10 protein-coding genes are annotated in these 15932 nt (G+C 51.6%); 5 read left to right on the top strand and 5 right to left on the bottom strand.

What is annotated here, in order from left to right; translation table 11 throughout:
- Positions 1-23 precede the first annotated feature (23 nt).
- Positions 24-1217, bottom strand: a complete 1194-nt coding sequence (locus tag ABD852_RS19940) for a THUMP-like domain-containing protein (protein ID WP_345032134.1) — start codon at positions 1215-1217, stop codon at positions 24-26.
- 195 nt (positions 1218-1412) lie between these two features.
- Between ABD852_RS19940 and ABD852_RS19945 the strand changes: the two genes are divergently transcribed.
- The 4 genes from ABD852_RS19945 to ABD852_RS19960 all read left to right on the top strand — a co-directional run bounded on the left by ABD852_RS19945 (position 1413) and on the right by ABD852_RS19960 (position 5851).
- On the top strand, positions 1413-2924 hold the full coding sequence (locus ABD852_RS19945) for an MFS transporter (protein ID WP_345032135.1): 1512 nt from the start codon (positions 1413-1415) through the stop codon (positions 2922-2924).
- 5 nt (positions 2925-2929) lie between these two features.
- A complete protein-coding gene (locus ABD852_RS19950; protein WP_345032136.1) occupies positions 2930-3142 on the top strand; it encodes a DUF6814 family protein in 213 nt (70 codons plus the stop codon).
- Positions 3143-3210: 68 nt separating this feature from the next.
- Positions 3211-5100, top strand: coding sequence for an acetate--CoA ligase (acs, locus tag ABD852_RS19955; protein WP_345032137.1), 1890 nt, complete (start codon positions 3211-3213; stop codon positions 5098-5100).
- A gap of 61 nt (positions 5101-5161) precedes the next feature.
- Positions 5162-5851 carry a 3-keto-disaccharide hydrolase gene (locus ABD852_RS19960; protein WP_345032138.1) on the top strand — a complete coding sequence of 230 codons (690 nt, stop codon included), beginning with the start codon at positions 5162-5164 and terminating at the stop codon, positions 5849-5851.
- 3 nt (positions 5852-5854) lie between these two features.
- Here ABD852_RS19960 and ABD852_RS19965 read toward each other — a convergent pair whose 3' ends face one another.
- From ABD852_RS19965 to ABD852_RS19980, 4 genes are read right to left on the bottom strand one after another with little or no spacing between them, the layout of a single operon-like run.
- Positions 5855-6244 (bottom strand): hypothetical protein, encoded by a 390-nt coding sequence (locus ABD852_RS19965; protein ID WP_345032140.1) that lies wholly within the window; start codon positions 6242-6244, stop codon positions 5855-5857.
- A gap of 43 nt (positions 6245-6287) precedes the next feature.
- Positions 6288-8729 (bottom strand): penicillin acylase family protein, encoded by a 2442-nt coding sequence (locus tag ABD852_RS19970; RefSeq protein WP_345032141.1) that lies wholly within the window; start codon positions 8727-8729, stop codon positions 6288-6290.
- Positions 8730-8765: 36 nt separating this feature from the next.
- The gene (locus ABD852_RS19975; protein ID WP_345032142.1) at positions 8766-9665 is read right to left on the bottom strand and encodes a DUF1338 domain-containing protein; all 900 of its coding nucleotides are present in this window, start codon (positions 9663-9665) and stop codon (positions 8766-8768) included.
- A gap of 11 nt (positions 9666-9676) precedes the next feature.
- Entirely contained in the window at positions 9677-10099 is a 423-nt protein-coding gene (locus ABD852_RS19980; protein ID WP_345032143.1) for a nuclear transport factor 2 family protein, read from the bottom strand.
- Between the two features lie 116 nt (positions 10100-10215).
- On the opposite strand from ABD852_RS19980, the gene ABD852_RS19985 reads away from it, so the two are divergent.
- Positions 10216-15714, top strand: a complete 5499-nt coding sequence (locus tag ABD852_RS19985; protein WP_345032144.1) for an alpha-2-macroglobulin family protein — start codon at positions 10216-10218, stop codon at positions 15712-15714.
- Positions 15715-15932: the final 218 nt, after the last annotated feature.

Genomic DNA, 15932 nt, shown 5'->3' on the forward strand with positions numbered 1-15932 from the left:
ATTAATATTTGTTAGATGAATTATTAAACCCGTTCGGTTATGATCACCACTTTTCTGCCTGACGAAAGCGTAGTTGCAAAAAGGTAATCATGTCCACCTTCTTTTAGACGCCATTTTTTTCGAAGGTCATGCGGTTCTGCCGGAAAATTTCGCAAGGTCAGGTTGGCCTTGGGTTCTGTCAGCCACTTTTCCCACGAAAATCCCGAAGCGTTTACTACCCCTTTGATTGCAAACAATCTTCCGGGGAAATCAGTTCTGATTACCGGAGAGGAGTAAAGGTGACTGTTCGGAGCGATTTCGGTCATGTCGAACTGCCGGCCCATAACCCGGAACCCGCCCGCCTTCATCAGCGCCGGGTGCGGCTCATACAGGTAACCCGAAGGGTCGCCATACCCGGGGGCGATAGCGGTTTCCTGCATCCGCGTAAAAGAGAGCTGTTTTTGTACCGAACCGTCGCTGTCCAGTACTACAGCATGAATAACCGGGCGCTCTGCCGGTTTGGCGGTATTAAGTACAAATACTACCTCTTTGCATTCCTTCTGGTAGCCGACAACATGGACCTCCGAAACATACTTTAATTGTTTTACCGCCAGGTCTATGTCAATAATGGGCGAAGCTTTTACAATGATTTGCGGTGACCGCCGAACCCACGCGGGCAGTATTTCAAGCATATTGGGACTACTGTCCTCGAAAGCAACGGTCTTTCTCTTTCTTTCGTCCCGCCTGGAAGGGTCGACGAATACGCAATCCGCGTTTTCCTCTACCGCGCTTTCACCTTTTTCGCTGATTACGGAAATGTGATCAGCTCCCAGTACCCGAAGGTTGTACGCCGTAATTAAAGCCAGCTCAGGGTTTTGTTCGTAACCCGAAACATACTGGAATTTTTTTGACAAATAGAACGTATCCACGCCCATTCCCAGGGTGAGGTCGACCAGTTGTCGCCCCGGGTTCGCCAGGGAAGCCTTATATATTGCTGTTGCCTGGGAAGAGGCTTGTTCGACGGATACCGGCGGGGGGAAGAATAATTCAGGATTGGCGTACCAATCGGGGAGTTTACCTTTTGCCTTTTGCCTGGCCGCTATCTGGGAGATGAGCTTCTGGCCGTCGAAGTCTTTTTTCCGATGTAGTTTTAGGGCGAGTTTCGCAGTGTCTTCCTGGAGGTTGAGCATGACGAACTCCCGTTCCGGATCCGTAAGCGGTTTGAATTCGAGCGGCATAGACAAGAACAGGCCGGTATAAATTGTCGCGGGCGACTAGGTATATCCGGTGTAATATTATGATTTAAAGAGAATATGGAGAATTAGTTGGATAAATTCAGCCGGATTAACAATTTTAACCTCCAAAGAAACATATTTTTGTGGCCAAATCATTTTGCTCAAAGAATAAGCGAACCTAACCTTTAAAATTTGTCGATGCCTAACACGAAGCAGACCGGTATCTGGACGGTCATTACTTCCTCGTCCGTGGGGACCCTAATTGAGTGGTACGATTTTTACATTTTCGGGAGCCTGGCCACCATTCTGTCAGTCCAATTCTTTCCCCAGGATAACCCCACCATTGCTTTCCTGAATACGTTGCTCACTTTCGCGGCCGGCTTTATCGTGAGGCCATTCGGCGCCCTTGTATTCGGCCGTCTCGGTGATATTGTGGGCAGGAAGTACACCTTCCTGGTTACCCTGGTGCTGATGGGCGGCTCAACATTTGTGATCGGACTCATCCCCAGCTTTGCATCCATAGGGTATGCCGCACCCATCCTGGTACTGGTTATGCGGCTTGTCCAGGGCCTGGCGCTGGGCGGGGAGTATGGCGGAGCCGCTACCTATGTTGCCGAACATTCGCCCGCCAACAAGCGCGGCTTTTATACTTCCTGGATTCAGACGACCGCTACCCTCGGCTTGTTTGTTTCCCTGGTGGTAATCCTGCTTACCCGGACGACAATGGGAGAGCAGGCTTTCAGAGACTGGGGCTGGCGGGTGCCTTTCTTATTGTCGTCTGTATTGGTAGGGGTCTCTATTTTCATCCGGATGAAAATGCACGAGTCGCCTGTCTTCGCCAAACTCAAGAAGGAAGGGAAAACTTCTGCGAACCCGTTGAAAGAATCTTTCGGAAGGAAAGAAAACCTCAAAATGGTGTTGCTAGCACTGTTTGGGGCGGCAATGGGCCAGGGTGTCATTTGGTACACCGGCCAGTTTTATGCCATGTCATTTATCCAGAAAACGTGTAACATTGACCAGGTTCAGGTAAACTATATTATCGTTCTGTCGCTTTTATTAGGGACTCCGTTTTTTGTCTTCTTCGGGTGGCTTTCCGACAAGATAGGCCGCAAGTGGATTATGCTCGGCGGGATGCTCCTTGGCGTTCTGGCTTACCGGCCCATTTATACGGAAATGTATGATATAGCCGACTTGGGAAAAAAGACGGAAATTACAGGGATGCACAAAATTGAGCGGGAGATTACAGCTTTTGACGACGAACCATCCAAACAACTGGTTACGATCACCAGCACGCATACCTATTCCGACAGTACGATCGTGAAAGAAGTGACACAGGAAATAGAAGGAAAGCCATACGGAAGCTCGGTTAAAGGAACCGTGTTGAGTACATCCGCATTCTGGAAAATGGTTCTCCTGATATTTGTGCAGGTTTTGTTTGTGACCATGGTGTACGGTCCGATCGCCGCTTTCCTGGTAGAACTTTTCCCGACCAGGATCCGGTACACGTCGATGTCGCTGCCCTACCACGTAGGAAATGGTATTTTCGGGGGATTAACACCGGCCATCGCCACGCGGTTTTTTGAAGATTCCAAAACCGCCGCCAACCCGTCAGGCGATCCGCTGGCGGGCCTCACCTACGTTATTATTGTCGCGGCGGTATGTTTTGTGATCGGAGCGATTTATTTAAAGAACCATTACGACAGCGAATAATCATCATGAAGGCTATCCATAAAATTCTTGGCGTGATCTGGATATTGATCAGTATCCTTACGGCCTATTATATTGTTTCTACGGCGATGGCAGAAATCAGCGCAGGTACTCCCGAAGACGCGACGATTTTCTGGCCCATAATTATTTTTATTTTCCTGCCGATTTTGTTCGGGCTGGCACTGTTTGGTTATTATTCGATAAAAGAGGAGTATAATTAGGCAAAAAAGAGCCGGGCTTCGGAACGGAAGAATAGTGAATAGAGTAAATTTTAATAAATGATTAACCAATGAAAATTTCGAGTTACGAGGAATACAAAGAGGTGTACCAAAAAAGTGTGGATGATCCGGAGGGGTTTTGGGCGGAAGTAGGACAGGAGTTTCAATGGCGTAAACCATGGAAGCGCGTGTTAGATTGGAATTTCGACGAACCAAATGTGAAGTGGTTTGAGGGGGGTAAAATGAATATCACGGAGAACGCCCTGGACCGGCATCTCGAAGAAAATGCAAACAAACCCGCGATTATCTGGGAACCCAACGACCCGTCTGATGAAGCGGTGACCCTGACCTACCAGGTTTTATATGACCGTGTTTGCAGCCTGGCCAACGTGCTTAAAAAGTACGGTATCAAAAAAGGAGACCGCGTTTGTATTTATCTCCCGATGGTACCCGAGCTGGCAATTGCAGTGTTGGCATGTGCGCGCATCGGAGCCATTCATTCCGTAGTTTTCGGCGGTTTCTCTGCCAAGTCCATTTCGGATCGTATTAACGACGCCGGTTGTAAAATGGTGATCACTTCCGACGGGGCATACCGCGGACCCAAGGTAATCCCGATGAAGGAAACAGTGGACCATGCCCTGGAATCATGCCCTTCTGTGGAACGAGTGCTCGTGCTGACCCGCACCCGCACCCCTGTAGCGATGCTGAAAGGCCGGGATCTCTGGTGGGAAGATGAAGTAAAATACGTAGAAGCAAAATGTCCGGCGGAAGAAATGGATTCCGAAGATGTTTTGTTCATTCTCTATACCTCAGGCTCCACCGGCAAACCGAAAGGAGTGGTGCATACCTGCGGCGGGTATATGGTGTATGCCACCTATACTTTCCAGAATGTTTTCCAGTACGAACCGGGAGAAGTACATTTCTGTACGGCTGACATCGGCTGGATTACCGGTCATAGCTACATTGTGTACGGTCCGCTCTGCTCTGGAGCTACCAGCCTGATGTTTGAGGGCGTACCTACCTATCCTGATGCGGGCCGCCTGTGGGACATTGTTGACAAACATAAGGTCAATATTCTTTATACCGCCCCTACAGCTATCAGGTCGCTGATGAGCTTCGGGCTGCAGTACGTTAAAGACCACAGCCTCTCTTCTTTGAAAAAGCTGGGGTCGGTCGGCGAACCCATTAATGAAGAAGCGTGGCATTGGTTCAAGGAGAACATCGGAAAAGGAAGCTGCCCCATTGTCGATACCTGGTGGCAGACCGAAAACGGCGGGATCCTGATCTCTGGCCTTGCCGGCATCACTCCTGAAAAAGCGACTTACGCTACTTTGCCGCTTCCCGGTGTGCAACCTGTTTTGGTGGATGAAAACGGAAACGAACTGGAAGGAACAGGGGTTAGCGGAAACCTTTGTATCAAATTCCCGTGGCCGGGAATTATCCGTACGACTTACGGCGATCACGAACGCTGCAAGCAAACGTATTTTTCCACTTACCCCGGGAAATATTTCACCGGTGATGGTTGTCTGAGAGATGAAAACGGTTTCTACCGTATCACAGGACGTGTAGACGATGTGCTGAACGTTTCCGGTCACCGTATCGGTACTGCGGAGGTAGAAAATGCCATCAACATGCACCTTGGTGTCGTAGAGTCTGCTATTGTGGGTTTCCCCCACGATATCAAGGGCCAGGGAATCTACGCCTTTATTATTACCGAAAGAAAGCCCGCCGAGCCTGAAATGATGCGGAAGGACATCTCGGCAACAGTGGCGCAAATTATCGGGCCAATTGCCAAGCCGGATAAAATTCAATTTGTTTCCGGCTTGCCGAAGACCCGTTCCGGGAAAATCATGCGACGCATTCTGAGAAAAATTGCCGAGGGCGATGTTTCCAATCTCGGCGATACTTCAACTCTGCTGGATCCGTCAGTTGTCGATGAAATAAAAGCCGGTGCTATCTGATAATCTTATGTGGCCAGGTCACTTTTTCCGGACTCTGCTGTTCATAATCCTCCTCGCTTCGGTGGGGAGGGCACAGAGTCCGGAATACCTGTTTAGTTTCGGGGAGCTTGTCCCTTTGCGGACATCCCTGGGATTGGACGACAACAAGGCTCCCGTGCCGATGCGTTGGTTTGACGTGAATACGGGGAAAGCAACCTGGGAGGTTCGTGACAGTATACTGGTATGCAAAGGATTGCCGATAGGCGTGGCGCGGAGTGAATTCCCCTACGAAAATTATGTGCTTCATGTAGAATGGAAGCACATGGAGCCCGGCGGCAATTCCGGTATGTTCATGTGGAGCAATGCAGTGCCGGGGTCAAACCGGTTACCCGATGGGGTTGAAGTCCAGATGCTTGAGCTTGACTGGGTTAAAATTCATGCCGAGAATGGTGTTGAGCAACCCATTGCGTATGTACATGGCGAGCTCTTCGGGACTGGCGGTGTGGAAACCATCCCTGAAAATCCGAGGGGAAAAAGGAGCAAATCTATTGAAAACCGCTGTAAAGGACGCGGAGAGTGGAATACCTACGATGTTGTTTGCGTCGACGGCACCATCAAACTTTCTGTAAACGGAAAATTCGTCAACGGTATTTCCGGCTCCACCCAGCGCAAAGGGTATATGTGCCTGGAATCCGAAGGCGCCGAAATCCATTTTCGTAACCTCAGGGTAATTGAATTGCCCGCCGGATTTGGCAAATTTGAGGGCAAATAATACTTACCTGAATTTTTTCCTGTAATAGTTTTGGTGGTCGTAACGGGGGCGCCCGGATGTCGTCAGGAAGTTGGCGCAGGTGGCGGCCAATCCCCCGCAAATACCACCAATAACACCACTTACCAATACGAGCAACATACTGTTGCCCTGCAAAGGGAGTAAAAACGCTACTCTTCGGGAAAGAATTGATTCATTGGCCATGTCAATCAGGAACGCATATGCGGCCCAGAAAAGAAAGACGCCGGTGAAGCCGATCAAAAAGGCATGCAGCGGGTTCCGGCTCATCAGAAGCGATACCGCGAATGCGGCGACCGCCACCGACCACCAGGGGAGGAACTGTCCCAGGACAAAAGAAAGAGCGGCAACCAGGAATATAGCAACGAATGTTTTCATGTAGGATAGGTTTGAGTAGTGAGGGTAGCTGTCCGCCGGGCCGTTACGGGTTGAGCGTGACCCTCCATTTTTGATTTAATTCCGGGTCGGTTTTTTTCATCACGGAAACCTTATAAAGCTCGCCCTTTACCCAGGTGTCTACAAAATTGTCATAAAATTTACTTCCCGGATTTCCGTTTTGTCCCGCCGGGTAGACCGCGTAGGCTTCCGTCTGGCTGGTGAGATGTACAATCATTCGCCAGCTCGGGCCGTGGCTGACCGTCACCGCGTTGATCGTATTCCCGAATCCTCCAACCGGCAAGTCACGGCGGGCAAAAGAGGGAAGGGCATCTTTAAGCAGGTGATAAATGGCGGGGCTTTTGTATTTTGCCCATTGCAATTTCCCTTCACGTTCAGACTGAGCGAGCCGGTCAGATGCCCGGTTAAGCGCCGTTGTTAGCACGTCTGCCAGGTTTTCCCGAACGGGGGTACTCCTGTCGTCATAGAATACAGAAGCCGTGTCCCTCAGCAGCAATTCGACGGTAAGCTGCTCATCAGGCATGGGCGCCTTGGGTTTTACACGGGTTATGTCGTCCTGCCAGATCGCAGTTTTAAGACTGTCCATCCAGATTTGATAGACGGTTTGTCCTTCAGATTCTGCATTTGCATGTGTATCCCATTTCCTGAAAACCTGGAGGTAGCGCCGGGCGGTTTCACTCAATTGTTTCTCCCGTACGTATTTTTCAAAAACCGGTTTCACGGCACGGGCGGTTATGTTATCGGTATTACTGAGCAATTTGCGCATGTCTTCCACCCCGGCTTTTTGCATCGTGTCAAGTTTTTGCTCAATTGAAATAGACCGGGCTGTAATATAGGACCCCGGAATATAGTACGGGTAGGTGGCGTCTACCGGGCGTTGATTGGCGCTTTCGAGGAAACCGCGTGCCGGGTTTAACGCATGCGGATTTTCTTTTTGGGGAATAAAACCCTGCCATTTGTAACTGTCATCGGCGCCGGGCATCACGTACAACCCCTGTTTCTCCCATCTTGCCGGGAACTTACCTTGCTGCCAGATGGCGATATCCCCCGACTTGGAGGCAAAAATGAAATTCTGGCCGGGACAGGTAAAATGCGCAATTGCGTCTACGTATTCGTCGTAATTTTTCGCCCGGTTAAGTTTGTAAAACGTGAGCCCCTCATTCGAACCGTCATGGCCGGTCCATCGTACGGCCAGATTTTCGGTCGGCAGGCCTTTGTCGGGGAAAGAAGCGTCAAACATTACCGGCCCGAAGGCAGTATAGGCTACGGTGTCCATTACCTTTGCGCCACCCTTGACTTTAATTTCTTCGATTCTCAATTGTGTGGGTTGCCAGGAGCCGTTATATTGCCAGGCGTCCTTTTTACTGTCTTTGAAAGTAATTTGGTAGTAGTCTTTTACATCCCGTTGGGCGTTTGTAATCCCCCAGGCGATGTGATCGTTGAACCCGCTGATTACAAACGGGCTGCCCGGCAGGCTGGCGCCGTAGGAAGTGCCGGAAGGGCCTGTTAATTGAATTTCGAACCAAATTGAAGGAAGTGACAGTTCCAGGTGGGGATCGTTGGCCAGTATCGGCGCTCCGCTTTGCGTTCTGCTTCCCGAAAGCGCCCAGTTGTTGCTGCCGTTTGAGGGGTTAGGCCGGTTGGGCTCCTCGACAACGACCGGTAAGAAGCCGCCCAGATACATACTGTCTGCGGAAGCGGGTTTTACCGGGATTATGCCGGGAGGAGCGAAGGGAGTGCCCCGCGGGATAATCGGTCTCAGCGAGTCGGGGATGACCTGGTAGATACGATCGAATTCCGCACCTGTAAAAATTTTTTTGGCAAGGGTGTAGCCCAGGTCATTGTCGGTTGACCCGGTCAGCATCTTGGCCATCATTTTAAGAAACAGGGCGGTTTTCAGGTTGCTCCATGGTTCGGGCTCAACGTTGAGGAGCTTATACTCCAGGGGCCATTCTTCCGGCGACAGCGACGCGAGGTAGGCATTGACACCACGTGTGTAGGCATCGTACAGCTTTTTGCTCTGAGGATCTTTTTCCATTTCAACCAGCGCATTTTCAGCGGCATATACCATGCCCAGGCGTCGTTGCGATTTGTCAAAATCGACCGCTACCGGTCCCGCGAATTCGCTCGCACGGCCGGCGGCGGCCCGGGTCTGAAGATCCATCTGGAAAAACCGGAACCTGGCGTGCACGTACCCCTGGGCAGCGTAGAGGTCTTCATCGTTTTGGGCGAAAATATGGGGAACCAACCGCTCATCGAGGAAAATCTCAACCCGGTCCTTCAGGCCGTCGATGCGGAATTCACCGTTGAAATCATAGTTGACCGGTTCTGCATTTCTCCAGAAGCCATGCTGGGGGCTCAGAAAGCCGCCTATGGCCATAGGGATCTTTTCGCCAACGGGGTTACTCAGCAAATAAATTAACCCCAGGGTAAGCGACGAGGTAAAAATAAATGGAAGAAGGCGCATAAAATCTTAAACGTAATTGCCAGAGTTGAGAGGCGGTTATCGTTTGGTTTGAGAGGTGTAGGTACTTTCGAAAATTTTGTCGGCGTTTCCCGTTTCAAACCCGTCGCGGCGGTGTTCCCGTCGAATTTCAGAGGCCGGGAGTGAAGCAAATTGCGGCAATACCCTGCGTTCGGCAAACTCGACGTAGGAACCGGAAATGGGGTAGGCTTCGCCGCCGGCGAATTGCGCCTGTATGGTTTGCGCAACGGTGGAGCTTTGGATAAGACCCCCGTCCGGGCTTTCCTTAATTTTACCCCCGGCGTCATTGATCTTAAAGCCATGGCGCTCCAGGAATTCATTGAACCTGACGATCGTATTAAACCTTTCGGGAAGGTTGTGAACGCTGATCGTGAAATGATTCAGATAATACCGGTTATAGATTACCCAGGCGGCATATTCGCTTTCTGCCAGCAGCACTTTGTAATCCGAAAGCGTGGGCGTACGCCAGAGCGGCTTGTGCAGAAATGCATCAATGTCGGCGGCCTGGTCCAGGTTCAGCGCGTCTACGGGATCCGATTTTACTTCGTCAGTATAGGAGCGGATGATTTCCCGGGCGTTGGTGGAAAGGTCTTCAACGCGAAGCTCACTCACGAAAATCCGCGGATGTTTATCGGTAGGCGGGCTGTACCACCATGCGTTGAGTTTCTTGCCTTCAAAAGAATAGAAGTCCCTTCTTGTGTAGCCGAGGTGTATAAAAATCTTTTCAAACGACTTCACACCCAGTTGAGGCACGCCCATGGTGCGGAAAGCAATATGATCGTTTTCAATGTCGTCGAAGGAACCGATGGCTCCTTCTGCCTGCATGGCTTCGAGGATGCCCGTCACGTCGGGAACGCGCTGCCTGTAGCGGCTCATCAATCCTTCGAGAACTTCGTCAAGTATGGGGTAGCGTTTCATAAAGCAACCGGTTACGACGGGGTAAATTGTACCGAAACTACTTTCCAGGCACCGCCCTGCTTTACCATCACGAGCGAGTACGTAAGCCGGTTGTTGAAAGACTGCCCCTGCAAAGCCCCTTTCACGGTCCAGGTGCCCGTGACAATGCCGGTATCCTGGAAGAGGCGGGTATAATTGCCTTGTGAATTTCCCGAGTCAATTACCAGGTAGCCCGAACCCACGGCCTCAAGAAGCGTATTGGCGTCAACGGATTGGCCGTCGAAACTCAACAGGATAAAATCATTGCCCATAAGCGAGCGCAAAGACGCGGTGTTTTCATCTGCGAGCGCCTGGAGGAATTCCCGCCCCGCAGAAGTGGCATCGACAGGTGGGGACTGCGCAAAAACGGGGCCGGCTGCAAAGAGAAGTACGAAAAACAGCAGTTTAATTTTCATAAGTACCGGTAGTTTGTAAACCAGGATATAGTATATTCGATTACATCAAAAATATCAAAAGTTTTTCACATTGAGCCGTGTATATTCGTTTATTATCGGCCAGGAAAAAAACTATTATGAGCCATTCGAACACTTTTCGGAAAGACCGGTTGCCCTTTCTTCTCTATCCCGCAAATGTCGGTTACAGCCGGTGTTTCTATAAAATCCTTGCATGGGTCTGGGTGGCTTTCCTCGGGTATGCCCAGGTAGCCTGCACCGACCGGAAAGAAGTAAAGGTGATCGGCAAAAATTTCGACGGGGAGGTGAAGACCTTGCAAAACCTGGTATTTACATTTAACCGGGAGATCTGGCCCGAAGGCAGGCTGGAAAGCTGGGACTCTACCCGGCTCGTGGTATTTGAACCCGATATCCCGGGACGGTTCCGGTGGTCGGCACCCAACGAGCTCATATTTTCTCCGAGCATTCCCCTCAAATCAGCCGCCGCCTATAAGGCGAAACTGGCGCCCGGCCTGCTAAAGTACGCCGACAGGTCGCAGGACCTCAAAGTAAGCACGGAAGAGATCCTTTTTCATACGCCCTACCTTGCGCTTGAGCATGTCAAAAGCTGGTGGATGCTGTCACCGGAGAGCGGGCGGCCGGAGCCGAGGGCCTTGCTTTCGTTCAACTATCCGGTCGACATGGAATCGCTGAGAAAGCACCTCCGGATACTCCAGGGGGATAAGGCTTTGGAATACAAGATTTTACCGTCGCGCTCGCAAAGTGCTGTGCTCGTTGCGTTGTATCCGCAGGGAAAAATCGAGGCCCCCACGGAATTGAAAGCGGAACTTGGAAAGGGCGTAAAAATAGAAAGCGACGGGTCGGCTGCCGGGCACGAATTAACCGGGTCGTTTGTGCTGCCTTCGCCGCTTGAACTGACTATCGGCGAAATGACCTCCGGGTTCGAGGACAACAGGGGCTATATCAATGTTTATACGTCGCAGGAGCTGGCCGGGGAACCCATCACAGCCAGTATTACCCTGCAGCCGCAAATCCCCTTTACCGCCGAGCCTACTGAAAACGGATTTGTAGTCCGGGCGGACTTTGAGGAGAGCGAAACGTATGTCTTACAGGTGGGAAAAACCCTGAAGGGAGCGCTCGGCCAAACCCTGAAAGAGGAGGTTTCCAGGGACTTCTTTTTTGGAAAAATGCCCGAAACAATACAGTTTGTAACCACGAAAGCGCAATACCTCAGCCCGCGTGGCAGCAGGAATGTAGGACTGAATATTACCAACGTCCCCCGGGTAGAGGTACGCATTTCCAAGATTTACAGCAACAATTTGCTTTTTTATCTGACCAATGGCCGTTATGAGAATTATGCGGAAATAAACGGTGCGTGGGGGCCTGACGGCACCTATAATTATTCCGATGACTACGCGGGACAATACAGCGACCTGCTTGTAAAAAAGAATGTGGCCACCGCCGACCTGCCTGAGGTGAGCGGCGTAAAGGCATTGAATATTTCCATACCCGAGATTCACGGCAATTCCCGCAAAGGAGTGTACCTGGTAAAGGTTGCGTCGGCCGATGTAATGTACCTGTCGGCCCAGAAGCTGGTTTCTGTTTCTGACATCGGCCTGGTAGTAAAGCAGGGGCGCGATGAGGTTTGGGTGTTTGCCAATTCCATTTATGACGCAGCCCCGCTTAAAAATGTGGAAATAAAGTTGATCAGCTCCAATAACCAGGAAATGCATACCATGACGACCGATGCTAACGGTGTCGCTCATGTTGCGGGGTTGTCGGAAAAGGCGCCCGGGTTTCGCCTGGCGCTGGTAACGGCCGGGATGGAAGAGGATTTTAACTATCTCGCTTTGAATGACGCGAGAGTGGAGACTTCGCGGTACGATGTGGAAGGCGCCAGGGCGAACCCGGCGGGCATCCAGGCATTTGTTTATGGTGAACGGGATGTGTACCGGCCCGGAGAAACGCTCCATTTTGTTTCAGTTATCCGGACTGAAGACTGGAAGACTGCAGCCGGTTATCCGGTCAAATTGCGCCTGCTTACGCCCAACGGAAAAGTATATGGGTCGTGGCTGAAAGAGACCGATTCGCAGGGCGGCGCTGAGCTGGCCGTGCAGGTGGATGAAGGGTCTTTGACCGGCGCCTATACGCTGGAAGTGTACAACGCCAACGAGGTATTGCTGACCTCGTCTGTGGTAAATGTTGAAGAGTTTGTTCCTGACCGTATCAAGGTAGACCTGGCCCGGGGCCGCACCCGCTACGAGGTAGGTGAAACCCTTCGTATGGAAGCCACGGCGACCAATCTCTTCGGGCCGCCGGCGGCCAACCGTACCTATGAAATGGAGTTTCAGCTCAAACGCAGGCAGTTCAGCGCTCCGGATTTTGCCGGTTATGAGTTTGAAATACCGGCAGAAGTCAGTTTCGAGCGCATCAGGGTGCAGGGAAAAACGGATGCTGCCGGGAAAGCGACGGGCGATTTCGTGATCCCGACATCCTATCGGGATGTCGGAATGCTGGAAGGCAAGGTTTTCGTCACCGTTTTTGATGAGAATGGGCGGCCGGTAAACCGCGTGAAAACATTTGAGGTGTCTTCGCAGCCGGTCCTTTACGGGATCCGGCTCGCCGACCGGTATGTTGGTTTGAATATCCCCGTCCTGTCAGAGATCGTGGCGGTAGATCCGTCCGGGAAATTGAAAACCGGGGCGACCGCGGCAGTGGAAGTGGTGCGCATTACCTACCAGACGGTAATCGAGAAGCGGCAGGGGCGTATGCAGTATACCTCAAAAAGGAAGGAGGAAAAGGTATATGAACAAACCATAAGTCTTAAAGCCGGGAAAGGGGCGTTCCGATACACGCCGACTGTTTCGGCCGAGTATGAAATCAGGATCAGACGTCCGGGTGCTGACCGGTTTGCAGCTGTTATTTATCATGCCTATGGCTATAACTCGACCCGGTATTCGTCTTTCGAGGTAAGCAGTGAAGGGAATGTACTGATTGAAACGGACAAAGAAAGGTACCATGCGGGGGACAAAGCCAGGGTGCTGTTCAAGGCCCCTTTCGACGGAAGGTTGCTGGTTACCATCGAACAGGGAGAAGTACTGAGCCACCAGGTGGTGCAGACAAAAAATAAAGCGGCCGAGCTGGTATTGCCGGTTACGGTGAGCTATTTGCCCAATGTATATATTTCGGCTACCCTGATAAGGCCTATGAAGGATGAGCAGATTCCTTTGACGGTCGCGCATGGTTTTAAACCGCTCCTGGTGGAAGCGGGGGACCGGAAACTGGACGTGAGGATCACTGCGGCAACACAATCGCGGTCTGCAAACAGGCAAGTTATCCGCGTGAAGACACAGCCGAATGCAGCGGTAACGGTTGCCGTGGTGGACGAGGGGATCCTCCAGATCCGCAACTTTGTCACGCCGGATATTTACGGTCATTTTTATGCCAAACGGGCGCTGGAAGTAGAGGGGAGCGATTTATACGCCCTTCTGTTCCCGGAGCTGGCGCTGGCCGGGAAATCAAGTCCCGGCGGAGACGGTTATAGCCTCGAACGACGGATCAACCCGCTTAGCAATGGAAATAAAGAGCTGGTCAGGTTCTGGAGCGGGGTCCTGAAAGCAAACGGAAAAGGGGAGGTTGCCTACGAGGTAAATTTGCCCGGGTTCAGCGGGTCGCTGCGGGTGATGGCGGTGGCGTTTAAGGACCAGGCTTTCGGTTCCGCATCCCACCAAATGAAAGTCGCCGATCCGATTATCCTCAGTGCCGGAGTCCCCCGGTTTTTGAGCCCCGGGGATGAACTGCTGCTGCCGGTAACGGTTTCGAATACCGAAAACCGGGATGCGAGCGGCAGGATTTCAGTTTATACCGAGGGGGCGCTGGAGCCTCTCGCGTTTGCCGGCCAGGCGATGAACCTGCTGAAAGGGAGCGAAGAACGCTTCCAGTTGAAGATAAAAGCGGGAAAGGGAATTGGCGAGAGCAAAGTGATAGTAAGAGCGGAGGCGTTCGGAGAAAAATTTGAACGGACGTATCAGCTCAGCGTACGTCCTGCATCCCCGCTATTGAAGGTGTCGGGCGCGGGTGTGCTGAACGGCGGCGAAACCACTCAACTGGACTTGAGAAAGGGTTTTATAGCCGGAACTTCCCGCGTGCAATTGGTTATCGGGCGGTCTCCCCTGATCCAGGGGGGCGGTAAGGCTTTTGCTACACTGCTGGGCTACCCGCACGGTTGCCTGGAACAGACGGTTTCCAAAGCTTTCCCGCAGTTGTATTTCGGGGACCTGGCAAAAGGCGTGGCCGCATCGGTTTACGCGCTGCAGTCGGGGAACAGTGATCTTAACCCGGTACACAATGTGCAGCAGGCCATCAGGAAAGTTGAGTCCGGTCAACTGTTTAACGGCGGGTTCGGTATGTGGCCGGGTAGTGTGGAAGACGACTGGTGGGTTTCTGCCTATGCGCTGCAATTCCTGGATGAGGCCCGCAGAGCCGGGTTCGAGGTAAATGGAAAGGCTGTCAGTAACGCCGTTAACTATTTGAACGGCAAGTCGGGAAAGGCGGATACCGAGACGGTTGCCGTAAACAACCCGGACAACAGCAGGGGAGCTAAAAAAATCGCTTCTGCGGAGGCGATCTATTCACTCTATGTACTCGCGTCTACAGGGAATGCGAATCGCGCAATGATGAACTACTACAAACAGCGTCCGCAGCTTCTTACGTCCGAAACAAGGTACCTGCTTGCCGGCGCCTATCATTACATTGGCGATCAAAAGAGTTACCGCGCACTGCTTCCGGAGAAGTATGTGGCTGACAACCGGTTTGCAGGTCAGCCTTATCAGAGTCCGTTGAGCAGTCTCGGTTTGCTGGTGAATATGCTGGTCGACACCGATCCGCAGAATATGCAGATCCCGGTACTTGCCAGGCAGCTCTCGGTTGCCATCTCGGAAAAGGACGCGTTGAATACTCAGGAGGCTGCATTCGCGATACTTGCCCTTGGTAAAATTGCCAGGAAGGCCGCATTGTCCTCTGCTACTGCCGAAGTCGTTCTCGGGAGGAAGAGTATTGGAAAGTACGAAGGGAAAAAGGAGCTCAGTCTCACCAAAGGCCTCCTGGCGGGCCCGGTGACATTAAAGGCAGGCGGCGCCGGAAAGCTTTACTGGTTTTCGGAGACCTCCGGCTTTGACCCGTCAGGCAGGTATACTGAGGAAGATGACGGTTTGCGGGTGCGTAGACAATATCTTGACCGGAATGGGAGACCTTTGAAAGCATTCCGGCTGAATGACCTGGTTGTGGTGAAAATTACCCTGGCCGCTACCAACCGGATCGATGTTCCGAACGTAGTGATTACTGACTTGTTGCCGGCGGGATTCGAGGTAGAAAACCCCCGCCTTACCGAATCGCGGGATTTTCGCTGGATCAAAACAGTTTCAGCGCCTGATTATTTCGATATCCGCGACGACCGGATCCATTATTTCGTCTCGGCCGAACCGCGGGAAAAGGTGTTTTATTACCAGGTACGGGTAACAGCTGACGGCACTTTTAACGTAGGTCCCGTAGCGGCGGATGCCATGTACCAAACTCATCTTAAGAGCTATTCAGGGGGTGGTGTGCTGGTGGTGAAATAAGAATTTTTCAGTTTTTTTCCGCCCGGTGCAACTTTTTACGAAAAAACAGCTCATTAGTGTAACAAATCAGGATAAAAGGCGACTAACCCTGATGAATAGCAAACAGGCGGCCGACGGAAATTTTTTTTAAAAAACAAGGTACTTTGTATTGCATAATACCGTATCAAACCCATATCTTTGTACAGTGAGCGATCAGGCGTCGTCAATCGAAGTCCCGC

This window comes from Ravibacter arvi (assembly GCF_039540405.1).
Classification (GTDB): domain Bacteria; phylum Bacteroidota; class Bacteroidia; order Cytophagales; family Spirosomataceae; genus Ravibacter; species Ravibacter arvi.

Coding starts and splice junctions, on each gene's coding strand:
- ABD852_RS19940 (WP_345032134.1), bottom strand. CDS start 1,217: ATGCCGCTCGAATTCAAACCGCTTACGGATCCGGAACGGGAGTTCGTC.
- ABD852_RS19945 (WP_345032135.1), top strand. CDS start 1,413: ATGCCTAACACGAAGCAGACCGGTATCTGGACGGTCATTACTTCCTCG.
- ABD852_RS19950 (WP_345032136.1), top strand. CDS start 2,930: ATGAAGGCTATCCATAAAATTCTTGGCGTGATCTGGATATTGATCAGT.
- acs (WP_345032137.1), top strand. CDS start 3,211: ATGAAAATTTCGAGTTACGAGGAATACAAAGAGGTGTACCAAAAAAGT.
- ABD852_RS19965 (WP_345032140.1), bottom strand. CDS start 6,244: ATGAAAACATTCGTTGCTATATTCCTGGTTGCCGCTCTTTCTTTTGTC.
- ABD852_RS19970 (WP_345032141.1), bottom strand. CDS start 8,729: ATGCGCCTTCTTCCATTTATTTTTACCTCGTCGCTTACCCTGGGGTTA.
- ABD852_RS19975 (WP_345032142.1), bottom strand. CDS start 9,665: ATGAAACGCTACCCCATACTTGACGAAGTTCTCGAAGGATTGATGAGC.
- ABD852_RS19980 (WP_345032143.1), bottom strand. CDS start 10,099: ATGAAAATTAAACTGCTGTTTTTCGTACTTCTCTTTGCAGCCGGCCCC.
- ABD852_RS19985 (WP_345032144.1), top strand. CDS start 10,216: ATGAGCCATTCGAACACTTTTCGGAAAGACCGGTTGCCCTTTCTTCTC.